Source organism: Novosphingobium olei, assembly GCF_012927405.1.
Classification (GTDB): domain Bacteria; phylum Pseudomonadota; class Alphaproteobacteria; order Sphingomonadales; family Sphingomonadaceae; genus Novosphingobium; species Novosphingobium olei.
This window is the reverse complement of sequence record NZ_JABBGM010000009.1, coordinates 17,662-40,901: the sequence shown is the minus strand read 5'-3', so window position 1 is coordinate 40,901 and position 23,240 is coordinate 17,662. Positions and strand designations below refer to the sequence as shown.

The 23,240-nt window shown below is 68.0% G+C and carries 22 protein-coding genes; 16 read left to right on the top strand and 6 right to left on the bottom strand.

Features of this window, described 5'->3' with window-relative positions; genetic code table 11:
• Nucleotides 1-6: 6 nt before the first annotated feature.
• From HHL27_RS16785 to mutS, 4 genes are all read right to left on the bottom strand, one after another.
• A complete protein-coding gene (locus HHL27_RS16785) occupies nucleotides 7-261 on the bottom strand; it encodes a hypothetical protein (RefSeq protein WP_169494542.1) in 255 nt (84 codons plus the stop codon).
• Between the two features lie 6 nt (nucleotides 262-267).
• On the bottom strand, nucleotides 268-762 hold the full coding sequence (locus tag HHL27_RS16780) for a hypothetical protein (protein WP_169494541.1): 495 nt from the start codon (nucleotides 760-762) through the stop codon (nucleotides 268-270).
• A 74-nt stretch (nucleotides 763-836) separates the two neighbouring features.
• Entirely contained in the window at nucleotides 837-1,829 is a 993-nt protein-coding gene (locus tag HHL27_RS16775; protein ID WP_169494540.1) for a hypothetical protein, read from the bottom strand.
• Nucleotides 1,830-1,831: 2 nt separating this feature from the next.
• The gene (mutS, locus tag HHL27_RS16770) at nucleotides 1,832-4,402 is read right to left on the bottom strand and encodes a DNA mismatch repair protein MutS (RefSeq protein WP_169494539.1); all 2,571 of its coding nucleotides are present in this window, start codon (nucleotides 4,400-4,402) and stop codon (nucleotides 1,832-1,834) included.
• A gap of 121 nt (nucleotides 4,403-4,523) precedes the next feature.
• Here mutS and HHL27_RS16765 point away from each other — a divergent pair, with 121 nt between their 5' ends.
• From HHL27_RS16765 to HHL27_RS16715, 11 genes are all read left to right on the top strand, one after another.
• Nucleotides 4,524-6,161, top strand: a complete 1,638-nt coding sequence (locus HHL27_RS16765; protein ID WP_169494538.1) for a hypothetical protein — start codon at nucleotides 4,524-4,526, stop codon at nucleotides 6,159-6,161.
• 123 nt (nucleotides 6,162-6,284) lie between these two features.
• Complete coding sequence (locus HHL27_RS16760) at nucleotides 6,285-8,546, top strand: NADP-dependent malic enzyme (protein WP_169494537.1); 2,262 nt, start codon at nucleotides 6,285-6,287, stop codon at nucleotides 8,544-8,546.
• A 64-nt stretch (nucleotides 8,547-8,610) separates the two neighbouring features.
• On the top strand, nucleotides 8,611-9,354 hold the full coding sequence (locus HHL27_RS16755) for a sterol desaturase family protein (RefSeq protein WP_240959930.1): 744 nt from the start codon (nucleotides 8,611-8,613) through the stop codon (nucleotides 9,352-9,354).
• On the top strand, nucleotides 9,351-9,800 hold the full coding sequence (locus HHL27_RS16750) for a DUF2141 domain-containing protein (RefSeq protein ID WP_169494536.1): 450 nt from the start codon (nucleotides 9,351-9,353) through the stop codon (nucleotides 9,798-9,800). The genes HHL27_RS16755 and HHL27_RS16750 overlap by 4 nt, the downstream gene beginning before the upstream one ends.
• The gene (locus tag HHL27_RS16745) at nucleotides 9,797-11,074 is read left to right on the top strand and encodes an MFS transporter (protein WP_169494535.1); all 1,278 of its coding nucleotides are present in this window, start codon (nucleotides 9,797-9,799) and stop codon (nucleotides 11,072-11,074) included. The genes HHL27_RS16750 and HHL27_RS16745 overlap by 4 nt, the downstream gene beginning before the upstream one ends.
• Nucleotides 11,052-11,954: an HpcH/HpaI aldolase/citrate lyase family protein gene (locus HHL27_RS16740; RefSeq protein ID WP_169494534.1), complete on the top strand. Its 903-nt coding sequence runs from the start codon at nucleotides 11,052-11,054 to the stop codon at nucleotides 11,952-11,954. The genes HHL27_RS16745 and HHL27_RS16740 overlap by 23 nt, the downstream gene beginning before the upstream one ends.
• A gap of 95 nt (nucleotides 11,955-12,049) precedes the next feature.
• Nucleotides 12,050-13,462, top strand: coding sequence for a PAS domain-containing protein (locus tag HHL27_RS16735; RefSeq protein WP_169494533.1), 1,413 nt, complete (start codon nucleotides 12,050-12,052; stop codon nucleotides 13,460-13,462).
• Nucleotides 13,463-13,815: 353 nt separating this feature from the next.
• Nucleotides 13,816-14,793, top strand: coding sequence for an alpha/beta hydrolase (locus HHL27_RS16730; protein WP_338114931.1), 978 nt, complete (start codon nucleotides 13,816-13,818; stop codon nucleotides 14,791-14,793).
• Between the two features lie 10 nt (nucleotides 14,794-14,803).
• Nucleotides 14,804-16,162, top strand: a complete 1,359-nt coding sequence (locus HHL27_RS16725; protein WP_420874076.1) for a M48 family metalloprotease — start codon at nucleotides 14,804-14,806, stop codon at nucleotides 16,160-16,162.
• Between the two features lie 11 nt (nucleotides 16,163-16,173).
• Entirely contained in the window at nucleotides 16,174-16,908 is a 735-nt protein-coding gene (locus HHL27_RS16720; protein WP_169494530.1) for a DsbA family protein, read from the top strand.
• A 16-nt stretch (nucleotides 16,909-16,924) separates the two neighbouring features.
• Nucleotides 16,925-17,836 (top strand): PDZ domain-containing protein, encoded by a 912-nt coding sequence (locus tag HHL27_RS16715; RefSeq protein ID WP_169494529.1) that lies wholly within the window; start codon nucleotides 16,925-16,927, stop codon nucleotides 17,834-17,836.
• 9 nt (nucleotides 17,837-17,845) lie between these two features.
• On the opposite strand, the gene HHL27_RS16710 is transcribed toward HHL27_RS16715, so the two are convergent.
• A complete protein-coding gene (locus HHL27_RS16710) occupies nucleotides 17,846-18,448 on the bottom strand; it encodes an HD domain-containing protein (RefSeq protein WP_169494528.1) in 603 nt (200 codons plus the stop codon).
• Nucleotides 18,449-18,540: 92 nt separating this feature from the next.
• Here HHL27_RS16710 and HHL27_RS16705 point away from each other — a divergent pair, with 92 nt between their 5' ends.
• From HHL27_RS16705 to HHL27_RS16685, 5 genes are all read left to right on the top strand, one after another.
• Nucleotides 18,541-19,734, top strand: coding sequence for a sensor histidine kinase (locus tag HHL27_RS16705; RefSeq protein WP_169494527.1), 1,194 nt, complete (start codon nucleotides 18,541-18,543; stop codon nucleotides 19,732-19,734).
• Nucleotides 19,735-19,804: 70 nt separating this feature from the next.
• Complete coding sequence (locus HHL27_RS16700) at nucleotides 19,805-20,602, top strand: LytR/AlgR family response regulator transcription factor (RefSeq protein WP_169494526.1); 798 nt, start codon at nucleotides 19,805-19,807, stop codon at nucleotides 20,600-20,602.
• 104 nt (nucleotides 20,603-20,706) lie between these two features.
• A complete protein-coding gene (nadC, locus tag HHL27_RS16695) occupies nucleotides 20,707-21,594 on the top strand; it encodes a carboxylating nicotinate-nucleotide diphosphorylase (protein ID WP_206069668.1) in 888 nt (295 codons plus the stop codon).
• Nucleotides 21,591-21,977, top strand: a complete 387-nt coding sequence (locus HHL27_RS16690; RefSeq protein WP_169494525.1) for a hypothetical protein — start codon at nucleotides 21,591-21,593, stop codon at nucleotides 21,975-21,977. The genes nadC and HHL27_RS16690 overlap by 4 nt, the downstream gene beginning before the upstream one ends.
• The gene (locus HHL27_RS16685) at nucleotides 21,959-22,690 is read left to right on the top strand and encodes a ribonuclease T2 family protein (RefSeq protein WP_169494524.1); all 732 of its coding nucleotides are present in this window, start codon (nucleotides 21,959-21,961) and stop codon (nucleotides 22,688-22,690) included. The genes HHL27_RS16690 and HHL27_RS16685 overlap by 19 nt, the downstream gene beginning before the upstream one ends.
• On the opposite strand, the gene HHL27_RS16680 is transcribed toward HHL27_RS16685, so the two are convergent.
• Entirely contained in the window at nucleotides 22,674-23,129 is a 456-nt protein-coding gene (locus tag HHL27_RS16680) for a nucleoside deaminase (protein ID WP_169494523.1), read from the bottom strand. The genes HHL27_RS16685 and HHL27_RS16680 overlap by 17 nt on opposite strands.
• Nucleotides 23,130-23,240: the final 111 nt, after the last annotated feature.

The window sequence follows — 23,240 nt, the reverse complement described above, 5'->3', positions numbered from 1 at the left end:
CCTGCCTCAAGGCCCCGGGAATGCGGCGAGGATGGTGTCGGTGACGCCAAGCCACCAGTCGGTGAAGTAAAGCGGCGTGATGACGATCTCGGCCGCAACGATCACCGTGATGCCGATGGCGGTCACCGGCTGGAGCCTGCCCTTCACGCGCCAGTCCATGACCGCCAGCAGTACCAGCAGGACATCGGTCATCAGGAAGCGGCGGATGAAGAACCCCATGCCGTGATACGCCATGTACGGCTTGAGCAAGGGACCGGTCACTCGCGACTATGCCGCGCCGAACAGAAGGGCGGTGCCGAGAAAGATCAGACGGCGGTGCAGTTCGGCGTCGCGTCGCAGGACAAGGCCGGCGATCGTGAAGACGAGGAACAGGCCCAGCGAGAAGATCGGTATGATCAGGAACCGCTGTTGGCCGGGTGCGTGGATGGCAGCGAACTTCTCGCTATAGGTTTCGGCAAAGACGCTGCTGATCGCCATAGCCGGGATGAGTGCCGCGCCGAACGCGCCCAACCGCCGATGCAGCCCGATCTGGCCTTGCCGCACGAACAGCACCTGCGTGGTGATGAGCGCGACCCAGCCGAGGAACAGCCCGGCGTGGATTTGCAGCGCGAGCGGTGCGGGATAATCGGCTTGGCCTTGGAAACGCAGCCAGCTTGGCGGCGCAAATCCGAGCAGGACGCCGATCACCCCCAGAATGATGAAAGCCAGAAAGTAGTCGCGCTCGGCCCGAAGGGCACGGCGAGGCAGGATAGCGGTGTGCATGGCGATTCCCCCCGAAATCGCACGCGAGTGTCGGTCACATCGCCTGTGCCGTCAACCGCGGCGCAAAAAGGGCGTCAGGCGCGATCCGGCGTCGGCATCAGCAGCCGGGCCGCGACCGAACGGACCATCAGCGGCACGCCCCACAGCACGAACGGAGCAATCATGAAGCCCCAGTAGCCGTTGTCCTCGCGCCCGAAGACGGTCAGCGCAGCGATGAAGCCGGCGCTGCCGACAGCCGCGATGCGCTCGCGCGCTTCTCCCCAGCGCAGCATGGCGAGCAGCGAGGCGGCCACCACGCCGAGCAGCAGCCAGCCGGGCAGCGGATAGAGCGCAAGGTTGCGGCGCAGTGCGTCGATCACCAGCGTCAGCCCCTGGAACCGGACCCAGCCGGGCGAGGCGACGTCGGCGGCGGTCACCTGCGCTGCAGCGAAGTGGGCATGGACCAGCCACAGTCCGCCCGCTGCCGCGATCGCGCCGCTGGCAAGGCCGGCCAGCCGCCAGTCGCGCCGCCACAGCGCCACCAGCACCATCGCCGCAAGCCAGGCGAGCGCGGTTTCGCGAACCAGCACTGCGAGAAAGGCGAGGCCGACCATCAATACCGGCTTTCGCGACGCGCACAGCGACAGCAGCAGCAGCAACACGCTCCATTGTTCGTGGAGATAAGCGGCACCGGGGAAGAAGGCACCGAACAGCCCGGTCAGCGTCAGCGCGATCGTCGCCAGCGCATCGGGCGCCGGTCGATCCGCCAGGGTGCGGCGCAGGACGACGAGCGTCGCGAACAGCAGCAGCACGAGCGCCCCGGTGCGGGCCGGCGTCGAAGGCAGCAGCGCGAGCGCATAGGCCAGCGTCGGCGGCCGCACCGCCAGCGCCGGACGCACCGGGTAGCTGCGCGCCCGCTGTTCGGTGATCGTGGCGGGATAGAAGCCCTCGCCGTGGCGCACCCGTTCGGTGACGGCGCGATAGAGTTCCTGGTCGACCAGCACGCCGTTCGTGGCAGGGGGCGCCGCGCTGGCCGGAACCGCCAGGGCCGCAAACAGGGCCAGCAGGATCAGGCGCAGCGCACGCACGGTCAGATGTCCCGCTTCAGTTCGTACAGCAGATCGAGCGCCGCGCGAGGGGAAAGCGAATCGATATCGACAGCGTCGAGCTTCTCCCGCAGCGCATCGACCTTTTCCTCGGCCGCCTCGATCGCGGCGGCGAACAGGGGCAGCTCGCCCAGCCCTGCGGCCAGCCCGCCGGTCGCCGCGCGCCCTTTCTCCAGCTTGTCGAGCACCGCCTTCGCCCGCTTGACCACGGGCGCGGGCACCCCGGCCAGCCGCGCCACGGCAAGGCCGTAGCTCTTGTCGGCGGGCCCTTCGGCCAGTTCGTGCAGCAGGACGAGATCGCCCTTCCATTCGCGCGCCCGCACGTGGTGGAGCGAAAGCGCCGGGCAGGTTTCTGCGAGCCGCGCGAGTTCGTGGTAGTGCGTGGCGAACAGGCAGCGGCTGCGGTTCACCTCGTGCACCGCCTCGGCCACGGCCCAGGCGAGCGCGAGGCCGTCGTAGGTCGACGTGCCGCGCCCCACTTCATCGAGAATCACGAAGCTGCGCTCGGTCGCCTGCGCCAGAATCGCCGCCGTCTCGACCATCTCGACCATGAAGGTCGAGCGCCCACGCGCGAGGTTGTCGGCCGCGCCGACCCGGCTGAACAGGCGGTCGACCAGGCCCACCGTCGCGCTCGTCGCCGGGACGAAGCCGCCCGCCTGCGCCAGCAGTACGATCAGCGCGTTCTGGCGCAGGAAGGTGGACTTGCCGCCCATGTTGGGCCCGCCGATCAGCCACAGCCGGTCATGGCTGGACAACGCACAGTCGTTGGCCACGAAACGCTCGCCTTTGGCGGCCAGCGCGGCTTCCACCACCGGGTGCCGCCCACCGACGATATCGAGGCAGGGTTCATCGACCACCCGGGGCAGGCTCCAGCCCCCTTCGGCCGCGCGTTCCGCCTGTCCTGCGGCAACGTCGAGCCGGGCAAGCGCCGCAGCGGTCGCCGCAATCGCTTCACGCCGGGCGACGGCTTGGCCCACCAGATCCTCGAAATGCGCCTCTTCGGCGGCGAGCGCGTGGCCGCCCGATTCGGCGATGCGGCTCGCCTCCTCGTGCAGGGCGAGCGCGTTGAAGCGCACCGCCCCCGCCATCGTCTGGCGGTGGGTGAAGCCCGAATCGGGCTGCATCAGCCGGTCGGCGTGCTTGGCCGGCACTTCGATGAAATAGCCGAGCACGCCGTTATGCCGGATCTTGAGGGCCGCGACGCCGGTTTCGTCGCGGTACTTCGCCTCCAGCGCGGCGATCGCGCGGCGCGAATTGCCCGCCGAGCGGCGCAGTTCGTCCAGTGCGGCGTCATATCCTTCGGCGATGAAGCCGCCCTGCCCCCGCTCGGTCGGCGGCGCGGGAACGAGCGCGCGGGCGAACAGATCGACCAGCGCGCCGTGGCCGCCCAGCGATGGCAGCAGCCCATCGGCCAGGGCGGGGCGATCGGCGCGGGCGAACAGCAGGTCGCGCAGGCGCAGCGCTTCGGACAGGCCATCGCGCAACTGGCCGAGATCACGCGGGCTTCCGCGCCCCGCCACCACACGGCCGAGCGCGCGGCCAACATCGGGCGCCGCGCGCAGGATCGCGCGCACGTCGCCGCGCAGCAGCGGATCGTCATGGAACCAGCTCACCAGTTCCAGCCGTTCGCGAATCGCCGCAGGATCGGTCAGCGGCGCCGAAAGGTCCTCGGCCAGCAGGCGCGCGCCCGCCCCGGTAACGCAGCGGTCGATCGCCTCGACCAGACTGCCGCGCCGCCCGCCGGTGGTGCTCGACAGAATTTCGAGGCTCGCCCGCGTCGCCTCGTCCATCGCCATGTGGCCGCCCGCCTCGCGCACCACCGGCGGCAGCAGGAACGGCAGCTTGCCCCGCCCCGCATGGTCGAGATAGTCGACAAGACCACAGGCCGCGGCCAGCATGGCGCGGCTGAAGCGTCCGAAGCCATCGAGCGTGGCGACGGCGTGCAGGTCCTTCAGCCGGCTTTCACCGCGCGCGGAATCGAAGCTGCGGGCCGGGCGCGGCACCATCTCGAACGGCGCGTCCGCCCAGTCTTCGGGCGCCACCACTTCGCTGGCGCCAAGGCGGGCCAGCGCGGCACCCATCGCTTCGGGCGCGCACTCTTCCAGCTCCATGCGCCCGGTCGAGATATCGCAGGCGGCAATGCCGATGCCATCGCGCACCGGACAGATCGCGGCGAGCACGTTGGCGCGGCGCGGTTCGAGCAGCGCTTCTTCGGTCAGCGTGCCGGCGGTGACGAAGCGGACGATGTCACGCGCGACCAGCGCCTTCGATCCGCCGCGCTTCTTGGCTTCCTCGGGGCTTTCGGTCTGTTCGGCGATGGCGACGCGGCAGCCGGCCTTGATAAGCCGGGCGAGGTAGCCCTCGGCCGAATGGACCGGCACGCCGCACATCGGGATCGGCGCGCCGCCATGTTCGCCCCGGCTGGTCAACGCGATGTCGAGCACCTGCGCGGCGGTCTTCGCATCGTCGAAGAACAGCTCGAAGAAGTCGCCCATGCGGTAGAACAGCAGGCAGTCGGCAGCCTGCTCTTTAAGCGCAAGATATTGCGCCATCATCGGAGTTGGGGCATGAGGGGTCACGACGCTGGTGGCTAGACCAGACGCGCCCGTTTCTCAAACCACCGACGCCGGATATCGACAAGTTCCGGCCAGCGCACAGAGGCCCGCGCAAGCGTTGATGCAAGTCCGCGACAAATCCTTCTCGTCGGTGATACGTGCCCTGTGGGACCGCGCCGGCACCCTGCCCTGGCTCAGTGGTCCGGGAATCGTGTTGCTCGTGCTCGCGATCTGCCTGCCCTTCGCGCTGGTCGAAGTGCCGCCGCTGATCGACGTGCCCGGCCACATGGGCGCCGCCGCGATCGAGGCTGCCGGCCCCAACAGCCCGCTGGAAAAGTACTTCAGCTGGAAGTGGGTGTTCACGCTCAACATCGGCGGCGGTGTGCTGATGAAGGTGCTGGGCGCGCAGTTCGGCATTCTGGCCGCCGGCTGGTGGAGCACGGTGCTGGCAACCGGCCTGTTCGCGGGCGGCGGGCTCGCCACGATTCGCATGCTCAACCCCAAGGGCGGGCATGGCGCGGCCTGGGCGCTGATGTTCGTGTTCAGCTTCCCGCTGCTGACGGGCTTCCTCAATTACATCCTGGCCACCGGCCTTTCCCTCAGCGCCTTCGCCGCTGCGGTGTGGCTCGAAAAGCAGCCGCGCAACCGCGCGATCCTGCTGATCGTGGCGCAGCCGGTGGCGATGCTGTGCCACGCGATCGGCGGCATGCTGCTGGCGCTGCTGGTCGCCGCCAATGCCTTCGGGCGAGAGATCGACCGCCTGCCCGCCGGCTGGTGGAAGCCCGCCAACGCGCGCCAGCTTGCAAAAGAGCTGGACTGGAAGGCGATCGCCCTGCGCCTGTGGATCCTGTGCTGGCCGCTGCTCGCCACGGTCATCACCATCGTGCTGTGGAAGTACCTGTCGCCCGAGCCGGTGCGCAGTCTCAACCGCTGGCGCTGGGACCAGAAGGCCTGGTACCTCGTGCTCACGCTGCGCGACCAGTCGCTGCTGCTCGATGGCGCCACGACGTTCCTGTGCTTCGTCCTGATCGCGTTCGGCTGGGCCTTCGGCGCGCGCTGGAAGTGGCAGCTGGGCATGCCCGGCCTGCTGGTGTTCCTGCTGTTCATCGCCATCCCCAGCGACATCAACGGCAGCGCCTTCGTCGACGTGCGCCTGCTCCCGGTCGCGGCCATGCTCGCGCTCGGGCTGCAGGACTGGAGCCAGGCGGGCGACAAGCGCGCGCGCATCGTGGCCACCGCCGGCATGCTGCTGCTGGCCGTCCGCCTCGTGGTGACGGGCGCAAGCTTTGCCGACTACGCCGACGATTACCGCAAGCAGCTGGCCGCGCTGCACCATGTCGAACCGGGCAGCCGCGTGCTCGCCTTCGTCGAACATTCCTGCCTCGAGGAATCGTGGCGCAACACCCGGCGCGACCATCTCGCCAGCCTGTCGAGCCTCTATCGCCAGGCCTGGGTCAACGACAACTGGGCGGTGCCGGGCCTGCACATGGTGATCCCGCGCTTCCGCCCGGGCCGCAATTTCGCCGCAGATCCGTCGGAATTCGTCTGGTCGCCGCGCTGCGCCGGGCGGCGGATGCGCACGGTCGATTACGCGCTGAGCAAGGCGCCGATCGAGCGTGTGGACTATGTCTGGCTGATCGACACCGGCCTGCCCAGCAATCCCGACCCACGCCTCCAGCTCGTCTGGCAGGAAGGGCGCAGCCTGCTGTTTCAGGTCCGCCGCCTGAGCATCCCCAACTGGAAGCCGCAGGACTTCTGATTTTTCGAGTTGCAATTACCGCAACCCAGCTATCGATAAATGCGTAACGTCGCCGCCTTGACGTAGCGGTTCAGGTCGGACAGGGCGCGAGCGTTACGCCGCCAGACACCAAGGGGAGGACACATGTCCGAGGAAAGCAACGTCCGCTTCACCGAGCGCGAGGCGCTTTTCTACCACAACACGATCCGCCCCGGTAAGATCGAGATCATCGCCAGCAAGCCGATGGCGACGCAGCGCGATCTCAGCCTGGCCTATTCCCCCGGCGTCGCGGTTCCGGTCCGGGCCATCGCCGACGATCCGGCAACCGCCTATGACTACACCGCCAAGGGCAATCTCGTCGCGGTGATCTCGAACGGCACCGCCATCCTCGGCATGGGCAACCTCGGCGCGCTGGCCTCCAAGCCGGTGATGGAAGGCAAGGCGGTGCTGTTCAAGCGCTTCGCCGACGTCGATTCGATCGACATCGAACTCGCCACCGAAGATCCGCAGGCGTTCATCGACGCGGTGGCGCTGATGGAGCCGAGCTTCGGGGGCATCAACCTTGAAGACATCAAGGCGCCCGAATGCTTCATCATCGAACAGGCGCTCAAGGAACGCCTCAAGATTCCGGTGATGCACGATGACCAGCACGGCACCGCGATCATCTCGGCCGCCGGCCTGCTCAATGCCTGCCACCTGACCGGCCGCAAGCTGGAAGACGTCAAGGTCGTGGTCAATGGCGCGGGCGCCGCGGCCATCGCCTGCACTGCGCTGATCAAGGCAATGGGCGTGCGCCATGACAACGTGATCATGTGCGATACCAAGGGCGTGATCTATCGCGGCCGCGAAAACGTCGATCAGTTCAAGTCGGCCCATGCCGTCACCACCGACAAGCGCACGCTCGCCGAAGCGCTCGAAGGTGCCGACATCTTCCTCGGCCTGTCGGTCAAGGGCGCGGTGACGCAGGACATGGTGCGTTCGATGGCCCCGCAGCCGATCATCTTCGCGATGGCCAACCCCGATCCCGAAATCACCCCGCCCGAAGCCAAGGCGGTGCGTCCCGATGCGATCGTCGCCACGGGCCGTTCGGACTATCCCAACCAGGTCAACAACGTCCTGGGCTTCCCGTTCATCTTCCGCGGCGCGCTCGACGTGCAGGCGACCGCGATCAACGAAGAGATGAAGATCGCCGCCGCCACCGCGATCGCCGAACTGGCGCGCGAGCCGGTGCCCGAGGAAGTGGCCGCCGCCTATGGCCGCAACCACACTTTCGGGCTCGACTACATCATCCCCGCGCCGTTCGATCCGCGCCTGATGGAGATCGTGTCGTCCGCCGTCGCCCGCGCGGCGATGGAAACCGGCGTGGCGCAGAAGCCGATCGAGGACTTCGACGCCTATCGCCAGGGCCTCAAGGCGCGCCTCAACCCCACCACCGCCGCGCTCGCCAACGTCTACTCGCTGGTGCGCGAAAACCCCAAGCGGGTGGTGTTCGCCGAAGCCGAGAACGAAGTGGTGCTCCGCGCCGCGATCCAGTTCCGTGATTTCGGCTATGGCACGCCGGTGCTGGTCGGCCGCACCCAGCCGGTGCTCGACAAGCTCAACGAACTGGGCGTTGCCGATCCCGAAAGCTACGAGATCCACAACTCGAACGTTTCGCCGCTGGTGCCCGAAATGGTCGAGTTCCTCTACCAGCGCCTGCAGCGCCGTGGCTTCCTGGAACGTGACGTCAAGCGCATGGTCAACCAGGATCGCAACGTCTTCGCCTCGCTGCTCGTCGCGCTGGGCCATGGCGATGCGATGATCTCGGGCATGACGCGCACCTTCTCGCAGACGATGAAGGAAGTGCGCCAGGTGCTCGATCCCAAGCCGGGCCACCTGCCGTTCGGCATCCACATGATGGTGGCCAAGAACTACACCGTGTTCCTGGCCGACACGACCGTCAACGAACGCCCCTCGGCCGAAGACCTGGCCCATATCGCCACCGAAACCGCCGCGGTCGCCAAGCGCATGGGCCACGATCCGCGCGTTGCGTTCCTGTCGTTCTCCACTTTCGGCAACCCTTCGGGCCGCTGGCTCGACAGCATCCGCGGCGCGGTCTCCATCCTCGATGCGCAGAACCCCGGCTTCGAATACGAAGGCGAAATGGCGCCCGACGCCGCGCTCAACCCCAAGGTCATGGCCAACTACCCGTTCAGCCGCCTGTCGGGGCCGGCCAACGTGCTGATCATGCCCGGGCTGCAGTCGGCCAACATCTCGGCCAAGCTGCTGCGCGAACTCGCAGGCAACGCGGTGATCGGGCCGATGCTGCTGGGCATGGAAAAGCCGGTGCAGATCGCGCCGATGACCTCGATCGCGCCCGACATCCTGACGCTGGCCGTGCTCGCCGCGGCGGGCATCGCGGGCTGACGATGGATCGCGTGGGGACGAAAGGCCTTGTGCCCGTCCCCACGGCCTTGGCATAGCGGCCGGCATGCCCGCGCACGCCATGCCTGCCGCCGCCGGATGGACCGGCCTCGTGCTCTCCGCGCTGGCGATGACCGCGATCGTCGCGGTGCGCTACGTCATGACCAGCGGCCTGTTCGCCGCGATCACCGGCCGGGTGCGGCCGGGCCATTACCGGGGCCTCGACAAGCAGATGCGCAGCGAGATCGGCTGGAGCCTCGTCTCCTGCCTGATCTACGGCCTGCCCGCAGGCGTTGTCGCCTGGGGCTGGCAGCAGCACGGCTGGACGAAGATCTACACTGATCCGCGCGCCTATCCGTTGTGGTGGCTGCCGGTGTCGCTGCTCGTCTACCTGTTCCTGCACGATAGCTGGTTCTACTGGACGCACCGCTGGATGCATCGCCCGGCAGTGTTCCGCGCCATCCATTCGATCCACCACGCCAGCCGCCCGCCCACGGCCTGGGCGGCGATGAATTTCCACCCGGTCGAAGCGGCCATCGTCGGCCTGCTCATCCCCGCCCTCGTCTTCGTGATCCCGATCCACGCCGGCATGCTTGGCCTCGTGCTGCTGGTGATGACGGTGATGGGCGTGACCAATCACATGGGATGGGAGATGTTTCCGCACTGGCTCGTTCATTCCAGAGCAGGACAATGGCTGATAACGGCGAGCCACCATCACCGTCATCACGAACTCTATCGCTGCAATTACGGGCTGTACTTCCGCTTCTGGGATCGCCTGTGCGGCACCGACAAGGGGCTTAGCGCGCCATGAACCGAATGCCTTACGCGCCCGTCCTGCTGCTGGGCGCAGCGCTGCCCCTGCTGCTGGGCACGGCGCTGCCCACGCCCACCTCGGTGCTGGTCGAAGTCGACGGCCTGCGCTCGACCCGTGGGCTCGTCCAGGCCTGCCTTACCGCCGATCCCGTCACCTTCCCCGATTGCCAGAAGGACCCGGCCGCGCAGCATCTGACCGTGCCTGCGCACGACGGGGAAACCCTGACCTTCCACGACGTTATGCCGGGGCGCTATGCAGTCGCGCTGTTCCACGATGAAAACGGCAACGGACGGATGGACAAGATGATGATGGTCCCCAAGGAAGGCTACGGCTTTTCGCGCGATGCCCCGGTGCGCTTCGGCCCGCCGACCTTCCGTGCGGCCGCCTTCACCGTGGGGACGACGCAGCTGCGCACCGCGGTGAAGGTGCGTTACCTGCTGTGACCGCGCCAGCGGAACGCCGCGCAGGAAGTGCGCTTGCGCCGTTCCAGTATCCCGCCTTCCGGTCGATCTGGACGGCCAACCTGTTCTCCAACATCGGCTCGATGATCCAGTCGGTCGCCGCCGCATGGCTGATGACCGACCTGACGCAGAGCCACGTGCTCGTGGCGCTGATCCAGGCTTCGGCCACGATCCCGATCCTCCTGCTGGGCGTGCTCGCCGGCGCCATAGCCGACAACTTCGACCGGCGCCGCGTGATGCTGCTCGCGCAGACAGGCATGCTGCTGGTCTCGGCGGTGCTCGCCGCGCTGGCGTATGCGGGGTGGATCAATCCCTACGTCCTGCTGGCGCTGACGCTGATGGTCGGCATGGGCACCGCACTCAACGGCCCCGCCTGGCAGGCCTCGGTGCGGCTGCAGGTGGGGCGCGAGGATCTGCCGCAGGCGATTTCGCTCAATTCCATCTCGTTCAACCTGGCGCGCAGCGTGGGGCCTGCGCTCGGCGGAATGCTGCTGTCGATCTGGAGCGTCAGCCTGGCCTTCGCGCTCAACGCGATCAGCTACATCGGCATGATCGTGGTGCTGATGCGCTGGAAGCCGGGCGCGCCGCCGCCGCAGCGCCAGCCGATCCTTGCCTCGATCCGCGTCGGCGTGGTGTTCTGCTGGAGCTCGGCACCGATCCGCAAGGTGTTGTTGCGCGGGCTGTGCTTCGGCCTTGGCGTTGCCGGATTCCAGGCGCTGATGCCCACCGTGGTGCGCGGCATGCTGCACGGGACGGAGATCGACTATGGCCTGATGCTGGGCGCGTTCGGGATCGGCTCGATCGTCACCGCACTGTGGGTCAGCAAGGCGCGCCGCCGATTCGGCAGCGAAAACGTCGTCACCGTCGCCACGATCGCCTTTGCCCTAGCGCTGCTGTCGATTTCGGCCGCGCAGAACCTGCCGCACGCGATGGCATCGGCCTTCCTCGGCGGCGCGGGCTTCGTCTCGGCGATGACCAGCCTGAACGTCGCGATGCAGCTGCGCTCGCCCGAAGCGATCCTCGGCCGCTGCCTGTCGATCTATCAGGCCGTCACGTTCGGCGGCATGGCCTTCGGGGCGTGGCTGTGGGGCAGCCTGGCCGACATGGCGGGCCAGCCCTTCGCGCTGCGCACTGCTGCCGCCTGGACTGCGGCGACTCTTGCGCTGCGCATCCTCGCCCCTATGCCGACCCGCGAAGAAGGACGGATCGATTCGGTGGAGGAACCGCAAGGCCATGCCAAGCTCGCCAGCAACTGAAGCCGCCAGCGCCGATGCGCGCCCCTTGCGCTCGCTGCTCTACATGCCCGCCAGCAACCGCCGCGCCATCGACAAGGCGCGCGCGCTCGATTGCGACGCGGTCGCGCTCGATCTGGAAGACGCCGTCGCGCCCGAGATGAAGGAAGAGGCGCGCGCCATCCTGATCGAGGAGCTGGCGACGGGCGGCTTCGGCCACCGCCGCATGGTCGGCCGGATCAATGCGCTGGCAACGCCCTGGGGGCATGATGACCTCACGGCCCTCGCCGCCGCACCGCTCGATGCCCTGCTTGCGCCCAAGGTCGACGATGCGCAAGACGTGGCCGCGCTGTCGCAGGCGATGGATCAGGCGGGCTATGGCGCCAATGTCGCGTTGTGGGTGATGATCGAAACCCCGCGCGCGATCCTTGCGCTCGAACGAATCGCCGCCTGCGCCGCCACCACCCGGCTTGCGGGCTTCGTCCTCGGCCTCAACGATCTGGCCAAGGAAACCGGCATGGCGCAGGCACCGGGCCGCGCGGTGTTCGTGCCGGTGCTGAGCCAGGCGGTGATGGCCGCGCGCGCCAACGGGCTCGTCCTGCTCGATGGCGTGTGCAACGCGATCGACGATCCGGCGCGACTCGAAGCCGAATGCACCCAGGCGCGCGATTTCGGCATGGACGGCAAGACGCTGATCCACCCCAGCCAGATCGACACCGCCAACGCCGTGTTCGCCCCGTCCGAAGCCGAACTGGCCGAGGCGCGCGCCATCGTCGATGCCTTCGATGCGCCGGAAAACGCCGGGAAAGGCGCGCTTCGCGTCAACGGCAAGATGGCCGAACTGCTCCACCGCGACATCGCCAGCAAGCTGATCGCCAAGGCCGATGCGATCGCGGCGCGCTGAACCGGACTGTCCAAGCAGAAGTCGCGGCGCAACTTAAACACTCCTTTACCACGTTGCGCCACAAGAGTGCCTGACTGGATCAGGGACACCTTCGCATGGATACCTATCGCGGCTTCGACAGCGACCGCAGCGACCTAGACCTCGCGGACGACGATCACCCGATCGAGCCGCCGCCGCTTGCCGTGGGGCAGGACGAGCGCCGCATGCAGGTGCGCGCCTACAATTTCTGGGCGAGCCTGCTGGGCAGTGGTCCCTATCCGTCGGTGGCGACGCTGCTCGATGGCAAGCTGCCCGATTTTGCCGCCAATTCGGTGCTGTTGCGCTTCGATCGCGGCATGGACGATCCGGCGATCGCCTATCTCGGGCGCGCGCTGGCCGAAGAATGCGGCACCCACGCCTCGCTCAAGCGGCTGAGCGACGTCCCTGGCCGGTCGCTGCTCTCGCGCATTACCGATCACTATCTCCAGATCATCGCCAACCAGGCCCCGATCGGGTTCGAGGCCGAATTCGTCAACCAGCGCGGGTCGACCATCCTCTATCGCGGCATCCTGCTGCCCTTCACCTCGAACGGCACCTCGATCGATTACATCTACGGCGCGATCAACTGGAAGGAAGTGGCCGACCAGGCCACGACCGACGAACTCCTGCTCGAGATCGGACAGGCGCTCGAACCCACGCCCAAGCCTAAGCCCAAACGGGCGAGCCAGATGCTGGCCGACTGGGCCGATGGCCCCTCCATGCTCGATGCGATGGACGATGCCCCGGCCAACGGGTTGATCGATGCAGGCCCGCTCGACCTGGCCGATTTCGGCGCGGAGATCCTCGCCTTTCCAGACCCCGCCGATGCGCTGTCGCTGCCCGGCACGGATCTTCCCGGGCCGGCATTCGGCGCCGATGCGGCCGCGCCTGCGCCTGTCTCGCTCGCCGACTGGCTCGCCGTCGCGCGCGAAATGGCAACGCTTGCCAATTCGAGCGAGGATCGCACCCGCAACGCGCTCTACACCGCGATCGGGCGCGCGTGGGACTTCGCGCTCGCCGCGCAGGCAAGCCCTGCGGACTATCGCCGCATGGTCGAAGAAGCCGGCCTGACCATGCAGGAACGCGCGCCGCTGACCCCGCTGGTCAAGCTCGTGTTCGGCGCGGATTACGACAAGACGCGGATCACCGAATATGCCACCGCGCTCGGCCATGCCCAGCGCCTTGGCCTGGGGCGCGGCGAACTCGGGCGGTTCCTGTCCGAAGCGCCCGGCGGCCTCAAGGGCGTGGTCGCGCTCGAACGCCGCTTGCGGCGCGACGAGATCGGCCGCGACCGGCGCGACCCGCACGCCCTGCTCGCCGAGGAACTGCGCGCGCTGCCGACCGAAACGCTGGCCGACCTGCCCGGCGACGGCGCTGAATTCGCACTGGTGATGGTGCGTCGCCTGCCCGACGGCTCAATCGCGCTGGTCGGCGAAGTGCCCGAAGACCACGCCCTGTTCGAAAGGGCAGCCCGCCGTCTCGTCGGCTGATCCGGACGGATAAGCGCCTGTTCCAACCGGCAATGGCCTGTCAGGCGGCGTGGACAAATTCCACAGCGCCACGGCTGGAGGCAAAAAGCGCCAGCGCGAGGAGGCGAGGTGGAGCAATATCGGGAATATTGCGAGCCGAGCCGACGCTGCGATGGCGCTTTTTGCCTCCAGCCCCTTCGGGGTTACCCTTTAAGAGGCCCCTGCGGCGTCGCTCAGCCTTGATGGAGGCTCACTCCACCTGCGGCCTCGCTCCTTGCCGGGGCCTCTTACAGGGTAACCGTGGCGTTGCGGAATTTGTCCACGCCGCCTAACTCCGCATCATGGCGGCAGGCAGCAGGCAGGAACGGCGGCGCGTGGGCATTTCGCAGGTCGGCTGGCTTCAGAACGGCTGGCCCCAGATCGGATGGCTGGGCTGGACGGCCGTGGCGCTGCTGGCGCTCGCGCTCACCGGCTTCGTCGCGCTGCGCCATGCGATGGAAACCAACGCGGTGGCGGTGCTCGACAGCGCCGACCGGCTGCTGCGCGGGGGGGACGGCGGCATCCGCCTGGTCGCGGCAGAGCGCTATGGCGCGCAAGACAACCAGAAGGTCGAAATGTTCGTGCCCACAGGCGCGCAGGGCCCGCTGCCGATCGTGGTGTTCATCCCGGGCGGCGCGTGGCGCACCGGCGATCCGCACGACTACCGCTTCATCGCCCGCGCGCTGGCACCCAAGGGCTATGCCGTCGTCCTCGCCGGATATCGCCTTGGCGCCAACGGCCGTTACCCCGCCATGCTGGAAGATGGCGCGGCGGCGCTGCGCTGGGTCAGCGACCATGCCCGCGCCCACGGCGGCGACCCGGCGCGAATCGTGCTGATGGGCCATTCCGCCGGGGCCTACAACGCCGCGATGCTCGCGCTCGACCGGCGCTGGCTGGCGCACCAGAGGCTTTCGGCCGATGCCCTGCGCGGCGTGGTGGGCCTGTCGGGCCCGTACGATTTCTACCCCTTCGACGATTCGGCCACGATCGATGCCTTCGGCCATGCCGCCAATCCGGAAGACACCCAGCCCATCGCCCATGTGCGCGGCGATGCGCCGCCGATGCTGCTGGTCCACGGCAGCGCCGACACGCGGGTGCGCCCGCGCAATTCGGTCGCGCTCGCCCGCGCGCTGACCGCAGCAGGGGCGCCGACCCATGCCGTGCTGCTCAAGGACGTCAGCCACGAAGGCATGATCATGGCCTTTGCCCGCCCCTTCACCCGCGATGCCCGCCCGCTCGATGCCGTCACCGCCTTTCTCGACAAGGTCACCGCACCTGCCGCTTCACCTGCGGTTCAGGCGGCGGGTCGATAGCGTGGCGGCCGTGAAGCCCTCGCTCCTGTCCCGCCTTGCCGCCGTGCTGGCGGCGGTCGCGCTGACGATCCAGCCGGTCGCCGCGCAATCGGTGCTGCGCGATGCCGAAACCGAAGCGCTGTTTCGCGACATGTCGGCCCCGATCATCGCCGCTGCCGGGCTCGATCCCAAGAATGTCGACATCGTCCTGCTCAACGATGGCACGATCAACGCCTTCGTCGCCGGCGGGCAGGCGGTCTATATCCATTCAGGGCTGATCGGCGCGGCCGACCATGTCAGCGAAGTGCAGGGCGTGATCGCGCACGAACTGGGCCACATCACCGGCGGCCACGTGATCAGCGATGCCGGGGTGAAGCCTGCCACCAACATCACCCTGCTCAGCCTGCTGCTGGGCGCGGCAGCCGCCGTGGCGGGCGCGGGCGATGCCGGCATGGGCATCTTCATGGCGGGGCAACAGGCCGCGCTCGGCAAGTACCTCGCCTTCAGCCGCTCGCAGGAATCGAGCGCGGACGCCGCCGGCGCGCAGTACCTGTCCAAGGCGGGCATTTCCGGCCGCGGCTCGCTCGATTTCTTCAAGAAGCTGCAGAACCAGGAATTCCGCTACGGCTTCAAGCGCGATGCCGACGCCGAATTCTACAGCACCCACCCGATGACGTCGGACCGCCTGACCACGCTGCAGGACACCTACGAAAAGGACCCGGCGTGGAACAAGCCCGAGGACGCCGCGCTGCAGGCGCGCTTCCTCAGGGTCAAGGCCAAGCTCTACGGCTACCTTGCCGAACCGGCCTCGACGCTTGCCGCCTATCCCGAATACCTGACCGACGGCCCCGCGCACTACGCCCGCGCCTATGCCTTCCACAAGGAGGCGTTCCTCGACAAGGCGCTGGCTGAAACCGACGCGCTGCTGCAGCAGACGCCGAACGATCCCTATGCGCTGGAACTCAAGGGCCAGATCCTGCTCGAATCGGGCAAGCCGGCCGATGCGCTCGATCCCCTGCGCCGCGCGACGCAGCTCAGCGACAATGCGCCGCTGATCGCCACGACCTTCGGCCACGCCCTGCTGGCGACCGAGGACAAGGCCAATTTTGCCGAGGCGGAGAAGGTGCTGCGCAACGCGGTCGCGCGCGATCGCGAAAATCCCTTCGCGTGGTACCAGCTGGGCGTCGTCTACGAAGCGCGCGGCGATACCGCCCGCGCCCGCCTTGCCAGCGCCGAACAGCAACTGATGGAACTGCAACTACCCGAAGCGGTGCGCAGCGCCGAAGCCGCGGAGATGGGCCTGCCCAAGGGATCGCCCGACTGGCTGCGCGCACAGGATATTGCCATGTCCGCCCGCGCGATGATTGAGCGGCAGCGCAAGAAGAAGTAGCGCTGGCAGCGATGACGTCCCCCGCCCTTCGCTCGACCCTGCTTTTCGCGCTCCCCGCGCTGCTCATCGGCCTTGGCGCCGGATGGTGGCTGCAAGGGCGCTCCGCGCTTGGCGCCGGCGACCGCGCGGCGATGGAAAGCGTCGTGCACGACTACATCCTCGATCACCCGGAAATCCTGCCGGAAGCGATGGACCGGCTGCAGGCGCGCGAGAACCAGGCGCGCATCGCGCCGATGCGCGGCGCGCTCGAAACCCCCTTCCCCGGCGCGGTGCTCGGCAATCCGCAGGGCAAGGTGACGCTGGTCGAATTCACCGATTTCGCCTGCACCTATTGCCGCAAGAGCGTGGCCGACGTCGCCGCGCTGATCCGCGCCAATCCGGACTTGCGCGTGGTGGTGCGCGAACTGCCGATCATCGCCCCCGAAAGCGAACCTGCCGCGCGCATGGGCCTCGCCGCCGCGGCGCAGGGCAAGTACGCCGCCTTCCACCAGGCCATGTTCTCTGGCGCCCGGCCGAGCAGCGAAAGCATCGCCGCCGCAGCCAGGGCCGCCGGCGTGGACCTTGCCGCCGCGCAGACCTTCGCCGCGCGCGGCGACGTGCAGCAGGAGCTTGAGCGCAATCTGGGCTTCGCGCGCCAGCTTGGCATCAACGGCACCCCGGCGTGGTTGATCGGCAAGGACATGATCGCCGGCGCGGTCGGGCCGGAACGGCTGCAGCAGGCGATCGATGCCGCGCGCAAGGGCTGAACGCGCGCCCAAAGCCATGCGAGCCACCTTGCTCGCCGCGCTGGCGCTGGCCGGTGGGCCGGCATTCGCCAAGCCGCTCGATGATCTGCAGCGCGCCGATGCGCTGGTGCAGACGGTGGGCTGGAAGCTTTCGCACGCCAACGCGCGTTTCTGCACCCGCGCCGCGCCGGGCATCGGGTTGATCCTGCAGGATGCGCAGACATTTGACGATCCTGCCGGCGCGCGCGCGGCCTATGGCCTGACCGGCGATATCGCCATCGCCGCGGTCGCCGCCAGTGGCCCCGCCGCACGGGCCGGGCTCGATGCGAACGACACAATCGTCGCCATCGCGGGCACGCCCGTCACCACCGTGCCGATGGCGCGCAAGGATCGCTGGGCGCGCGTCCTGGCGCTGCAGACCACGCTCGAAACCACCGTGGCAAACAAGGGCGAAGTGGCGCTGATGCTGGCCGGCGGGCGAACCGTCACCGTCCATGGCGAGCCCGCCTGCCGCGTGCGCTTCATGCTCGACGATGGTGGCGGCAACGCCAGTTCCGGGCGCGACGACGTGCGCATCGGGCGCGGCCTGTTCGACGATGCACATGGCGACGAAACGCTCGTGGCCGCGCTCGCCGCGCACGAACTCGCCCACGCCGCGCTCGATCACCAGAGCGTGCTCGAAGCCAACGATTCGGTCGCGGTGGTGCGCAAGACCGAGCGCGAGGCCGATCGCCTTGCCGTCTGGCTGCTCGCCAACGCGGGCTATCCGCCGGAAGCGGAGGCCCGTCTTGCCCGCACCGTGCTGTCGCGCAAGCAATTCATCTTCGTATCGGCCACGCACGGCGGCTGGCGCACCCGCGCGGCCGATATCGAACGCGAGATCGCCGTGCTGAACGCCGCGCCCGACCGCGACTGGCCGTTGCGCTTCCGCCGCGAGATCCAGCCCTAAAACGTCGCTTCAGGCGGCCACCGCCGAGGTCGGCTGGCGCTTCAGCGGCTTTGCCATCACCCGTCGCAGCATCGGTTCGAAGAACGACAGCGGCAGCGTGTCGTAGTCCGGATCGAACGCCGACTGGTCGTACTTCTCGCAGAATTCGGCGCAGGCGGCATAGTGCGGATCGTCGCGGAACCGGTCGCGCATGTTGCGGTCCATGCCCAGGAAGTGGAAGTAGTAATAACCCTGGAATGCCCCGTGATTCTGGCAGATCCAGTGCTCCTCCTCGGTCACGAAGGGCTTGACGATCGCCGCCGCCACCTCCGGGTGGTTGTAGGTGCCAAGCGTGTCGCCGATGTCGTGCAGCAGCGCCATGATCACATAGGTTTCGCCCCGGCCATCGCGGTGCGCGCGCGTCGCGCATTGCAGGCTGTGCGTCAGCCGGTCGACCGGAAATCCGCCGAAATCGCCATCGAGCAGCCGCAAGTGCGTCAGCACGCGGTCCGCCAGCGTGCTGGCAAAGGCGTTGTAATCGCGCGAAATGATCGCCCAGTCCTCGGCCGTGCCTTCCATCATCGAACGGAACACGGCGCGATCTTCCACCTCTGCGTGCGAATCGTGGCTCATGGCCCCTCTCCTCGATCGTTGTCGTTGTTGCGCAGAGCCTGACGCTTCCCAGGGCTTTGCGCAATGGCCCGCTTGGGGCTACAACCCTGCCGATGGCCGTGCTGCCGCTGACTCCCGCGCCGTTCTTCGGCAACAAGAACCGCGCTTTCTGGCGCCTTCAGTTCCTCGGCTGGGGCGGCGCGCTGGCGCTGCGCGCTTTGTCGAGCATCGCCAACGCCCAGCCATGGTCGTTCCTGATCATCGTGCTGATCGCCACGATCACCGGCTTTTCGATCTCGCTGATCCTGTCGGTGATCTATCGCGCGCTGATCAACCGGCGGCCGCTGATCACCTGGGGCGTCACCGCCTTCGTCCTCGCCATCGCGGTGGGCTTGTACGCCTTCATCGATTCGTGGGTGATCAGCCTCTATCGCACCAACAGCGATGCGGGGTTCGCGCAGCTGTTCCTGGGCGTGTTCTACCTTGACCTGACGCTGCTCGGCGCGTGGTCGGCGCTCTATTACGCGATCAACTTCTACATCCAGGTCGAAGAACAGAACGACCAGCTGATGCGGCTGGAAAACCAGGCGACCAGCGCGCAGCTCGCCATGCTGCGCTACCAGCTCAATCCGCACTTCCTGTTCAACACGCTCAATTCGATCTCCACGCTGGTGCTGCTCAAGCAGACCGAGCCCGCCAACGCGATGCTCAGCAGGCTGTCCTCGTTCCTGCGCTACACGCTGGTCAACGAACCCACCGCGCGGGTCACGGTCGCGCAGGAGATCGAGACGCTGAAGCTCTATCTCGATATTGAGCGGATGCGCTTCGAAGAACGGCTGCGCACCGAATTCCGCATCGACGACGATACCCGCGCCGGGCTGATGCCTTCGCTGCTGCTGCAGCCGCTGGTCGAAAACGCGATCAAGTATGCGGTCAGCCCGATGGAATATGGTGCTGAAATAACGATTTCGACGCAACTCGTCGGCTCGATGCTTCGCGTTACCGTGTCCGATACGGGGCCGGGGTTGCCAGCGGGCACCGACCCGTCGAAGTTGTTCGGCGTGACCAGCGACAGCAGCGACACAATCTCGTCGGGACATGTCTCGACCGGCGTCGGCCTTGCGAACATCCGCGACCGGCTGGCGCAGGCCTACGGGGAAAACCAGCGCTTCGACATCGGCAACCGGCCCGAGGGCGGTTTCGTGGTGACCATCGAACTCCCGTTCGAGGCCCGCGAACCCGCTCCCTTGCCGGTTGGCACGCGATCGGCTGCTTCGTCGGGCGCGCCGCGGCTCGCTGTAAATTGACCATGTTCGGGAACCTCGAGCCCGGCACGCATTTCTGTCGCGGTTGCTCTAGACATAACAAGGGTAGCGCATGACCATCCGTACGATCCTCGTCGATGACGAGAAGCTCGCCATCCAGGGCCTTCAGCTTCGGCTTCAGGCCTTCCCCGACGTGGAGGTGATCGACACCTGCTCGAACGGGCGCGAGGCCATTCGCAAGATCAAGACCGAAAAGCCCGACCTCGTGTTCTGCGACATCCAGATGCCCGGCTTCGACGGTTTCTCGGTGGTCAAGGGCGTGATGGAGATCGATCCGCCCCTGTTCGTGTTCGTGACCGCCTTTTCCGAACACGCGATCAAGGCGTTCGAAGCCAACGCCGTCGACTACCTGCTCAAGCCGGTGGAGGAGGACCGCCTCGCCGACGCGCTCGATCGCGCGCGCACCCGTCTTGCCGAAAAGCGCGGGCTGGAAGAGGCGGAAAAGCTCAAGAACGTGCTCGCCGAAGTGGCCCCCGATGCGATGCCCGAAATGGTCGATGATGGCGAACCTGCCGCCGGCCGCTTCGAAAAGCTGATCAACATCAAGGATCGCGGCCAGATCTTCCGGGTCGATGTCGATTCGATCGAACGGATCGAGGCGGCGGGCGACTACATGTGCATCTACACCGGCGACAATTCGCTGATCCTGCGCGAAACGATGAAGGATCTCGAACGGCGGCTCGATCCGCGCGTGTTCCAGCGGGTGCACCGTTCGAAGATCGTCAACCTGGATCAGGTCCGCCAGGTCCGCCCGCACACCAACGGCGAATGCTTCCTCGTGCTGGAAAGCGGCGCGGAAGTGAAGGTCAGCCGCTCCTACCGCGACGTGGTGGCGCGCTTCGTCCACTGATCGCTGAACCTTAAATCCCGCTCGTGTCGAGCGAAGTGGAGACACCGCGCACCGTGCGGCGACTCCCGCTCGACACGGTGCGCCGGGGTGGTATGGCGCAGGCCATGAGCAGCTTTACCCTCACCGGTTTCGATCTCGACGCCTTCGTCGCCGCCACGCTTGCCGAAGACCTCGGCCACGGGCTGCCCGGCGGCGGCGTCGACGTCACCAGCGACAGCGTGATCCCGGCCGACGCGCGCTTTTCGGGCGTGATGGACAGCCGCGATGCCATCGCGGTCTGCGGGCTGCCGATCGCGGCGGCCTTCTTCCGCGCGCTCGATCCCGACATGACAATCGACATCCTTGTCGAGGAAGGCGCGCAGGTTCCGGCGGGCAGCGAGCTGATGCGGCTCGAAGGCAATGCCCGCGCCATGCTCACCGCCGAACGCTCCGCGCTCAACACGGTGCAGCACCTCTCGGGCGTCGCCACGCTCACCCGCACCTATGTCACCGCCATGGGCGAAACCAAGGCGAAGCTGCTCGATACGCGCAAGACCATCCCCGGCCTGCGCCACCTCGAAAAGTATGCCGTGCGCACCGGCGGCGGCCACAACCACCGCATGGGGCTGTGGGACGCGGCGATGATCAAGGACAACCACGTCCTCGTTGCCGGCGGCGTGGCCGAAGCGGTGCGCCGGGCGCTGGCGGCGGGTGTGAAGGACGTGATCTGCGAGGTCGACCGCATCGACCAGATCGAACCCGCGCTCACCGCCGGGGCCACCCGCCTGCTGCTCGACAACATGGGCCCCGACCTCTTGCGCGAAGCGCTCGCCGTCGTCGCCGGGCGCGTGCCGTGCGAGGCGAGCGGCGGGGTCCGGCTCGACACCATCGCCGCCATCGCCGCCACCGGTGTCGACTACGTTTCGGTCGGCCGCCTCACCCAGTCGGCACCCGCCGCCGATATCGGGCTCGATTTCACCCCGCTTGGATCAACCGCAGGAGCAGCCGCATGAACCGCCCCGTTTCGGTCACATGGTTCGAGCGCCTGTTCCTTGCCGCGCAGGCGCTGCGCCTTGGCAACGTGGCCGCCTTCATGGGCGCGCTTGCCGCCTTCACCCAGGCCGCCCCGCCCACGATCATGACCGGTGCCTTTGCCAATGCCGCTGTCTCGACCGGGCTTGCCCTCGTCGTCTCGCGCGGGCGGATGGGGCTGGCACGCTGGTTCGTCGTCGCGCTCGCCGTGCTCGATCTGATCGGCATTGCCGGCATCCCCGCGCTGGCCAAGGCGATCAGCCCGGTCTTCGCGCTGCTGAGCCTTGCCGCGCTGTCGATCGAGGTGGCAGCGCTCGTCTTCCTGTTCCGGCGCGAAACCGGCGAATGGCTGGCCAAGCGCTGATGCCCGCGCGCCGCGCCCCGCTGGTGGCGCTGGCGCTCGCTGTCACCGCCACTTCGACCGCCGCTTGGGCCGATGCGCCCTCGTGCCGCCTGCCCCCGGCCTTTGCCCAACCGCCCGCGCCCGCGCCCGATGGCCCGATGCGGCGCACCGCCATCGCGGGCTATACCCTGGCGCTCAGCTGGTCGCCCGAATTCTGCCGCACGCGCCGCGCCGATGGCGGCGAATCGATGCAGTGCGGCACGATGGGGCGCTTCGGCTTCGTCCTCCACGGCCTGTGGCCCGAGGCGCGCGGCGGCGGCTGGCCTCAGTGGTGCCCCGCGCGCACGATGCCCGATGTCGCCACGCTGCGCCGCCATCTGTGCATGACGCCCAGCCTCGACCTGCTGACCCACGAATGGGCCAAGCACGGCGCCTGCATGAGCGCCACCCCGGCGGTCTATTTCGGCGAGGCGGAGAAGGCCTGGGCCCGCGTCCACCTGCCCGATATGGCCGGGCTGGCACGCCGGCCCGCGCTCAATGCCGGCACCTTGCGCCGCGCCTTCGTCGCCGCCAATCCGGGCCTGCCGATGCGCGGCATCCGCCTGTTGCTGGGGCGCGAGGGGCAGTTGAAGGAAGTCCACCTCTGCCTGGGCCGCAGCAAGGGCTACGTCGCGTGTCCCAGGGGCCGCGACGGACCGGGGAACGACGCGCCCGTTTCTATCGCCGCGCCCTGAAGAAATCCTGCAGCAGGGCCGCCGCCGCGCCCTCGCCCATGCCGGAATAGACTTCGGGCCGGTGCAGGCAGGTCGGCTGGTCGAAGATCCGCCCGCCGTGCTCCACCGCGCCGCCCTTCGGGTCTGACGCGGCGTAGTACACCCGCGCGATCCGCGCATGGACGATGGCGCCGGCACACATTGCGCACGGTTCCAGCGTCACCCACAGGTCGCAGCCTTCGAGCCGTTCCTGCCCCAGCGCGGCGGCGGCGGCGCGAATCGCCAGCACTTCGGCATGGGCGGTGGGATCGCACGTGCCGCGCGGCGCATTGCGGGCGCGGGCGATGATCGCGCCGTCCTTGACGATCACCGCGCCGATCGGCACTTCGCCTTCATCGGCGGCGCAGCGCGCCTGTTCCAGCGCGGCCTGCATGGGTTCGGGAAGCGGCCAGCGGGTCATGCTGCGGGGCTAGCGGCACCGCCTGCCCCGTGCAACGCAATCTGCGCCCGCGAATCCTTGACTTCGCGCCCTGAATCGATAAAGGCCGCGCCTTCCCGATAGGTTTATCGA

Excerpts from the sequence above, each read along its gene's own strand:
- HHL27_RS16760 (WP_169494537.1), top strand. The coding sequence starts at position 6,285 with ATGTCCGAGGAAAGCAACGTCCGCTTCACCGAGCGCGAGGCGCTTTTC.
- HHL27_RS16700 (WP_169494526.1), top strand. The coding sequence starts at position 19,805 with ATGACCATCCGTACGATCCTCGTCGATGACGAGAAGCTCGCCATCCAG.
- HHL27_RS16765 (WP_169494538.1), top strand. The coding sequence starts at position 4,524 with ATGCAAGTCCGCGACAAATCCTTCTCGTCGGTGATACGTGCCCTGTGG.
- mutS (WP_169494539.1), bottom strand. The coding sequence starts at position 4,402 with ATGATGGCGCAATATCTTGCGCTTAAAGAGCAGGCTGCCGACTGCCTG.
- HHL27_RS16690 (WP_169494525.1), top strand. The coding sequence starts at position 21,591 with ATGAACCGCCCCGTTTCGGTCACATGGTTCGAGCGCCTGTTCCTTGCC.
- HHL27_RS16735 (WP_169494533.1), top strand. The coding sequence starts at position 12,050 with ATGGATACCTATCGCGGCTTCGACAGCGACCGCAGCGACCTAGACCTC.
- HHL27_RS16780 (WP_169494541.1), bottom strand. The coding sequence starts at position 762 with ATGCACACCGCTATCCTGCCTCGCCGTGCCCTTCGGGCCGAGCGCGAC.
- HHL27_RS16685 (WP_169494524.1), top strand. The coding sequence starts at position 21,959 with ATGGCTGGCCAAGCGCTGATGCCCGCGCGCCGCGCCCCGCTGGTGGCG.
- HHL27_RS16750 (WP_169494536.1), top strand. The coding sequence starts at position 9,351 with ATGAACCGAATGCCTTACGCGCCCGTCCTGCTGCTGGGCGCAGCGCTG.
- HHL27_RS16710 (WP_169494528.1), bottom strand. The coding sequence starts at position 18,448 with ATGAGCCACGATTCGCACGCAGAGGTGGAAGATCGCGCCGTGTTCCGT.
- HHL27_RS16705 (WP_169494527.1), top strand. The coding sequence starts at position 18,541 with ATGGCCGTGCTGCCGCTGACTCCCGCGCCGTTCTTCGGCAACAAGAAC.
- HHL27_RS16715 (WP_169494529.1), top strand. The coding sequence starts at position 16,925 with ATGCGAGCCACCTTGCTCGCCGCGCTGGCGCTGGCCGGTGGGCCGGCA.
- nadC (WP_206069668.1), top strand. The coding sequence starts at position 20,707 with ATGAGCAGCTTTACCCTCACCGGTTTCGATCTCGACGCCTTCGTCGCC.
- HHL27_RS16740 (WP_169494534.1), top strand. The coding sequence starts at position 11,052 with ATGCCAAGCTCGCCAGCAACTGAAGCCGCCAGCGCCGATGCGCGCCCC.
- HHL27_RS16755 (WP_240959930.1), top strand. The coding sequence starts at position 8,611 with ATGCCCGCGCACGCCATGCCTGCCGCCGCCGGATGGACCGGCCTCGTG.
- HHL27_RS16720 (WP_169494530.1), top strand. The coding sequence starts at position 16,174 with ATGACGTCCCCCGCCCTTCGCTCGACCCTGCTTTTCGCGCTCCCCGCG.
- HHL27_RS16680 (WP_169494523.1), bottom strand. The coding sequence starts at position 23,129 with ATGACCCGCTGGCCGCTTCCCGAACCCATGCAGGCCGCGCTGGAACAG.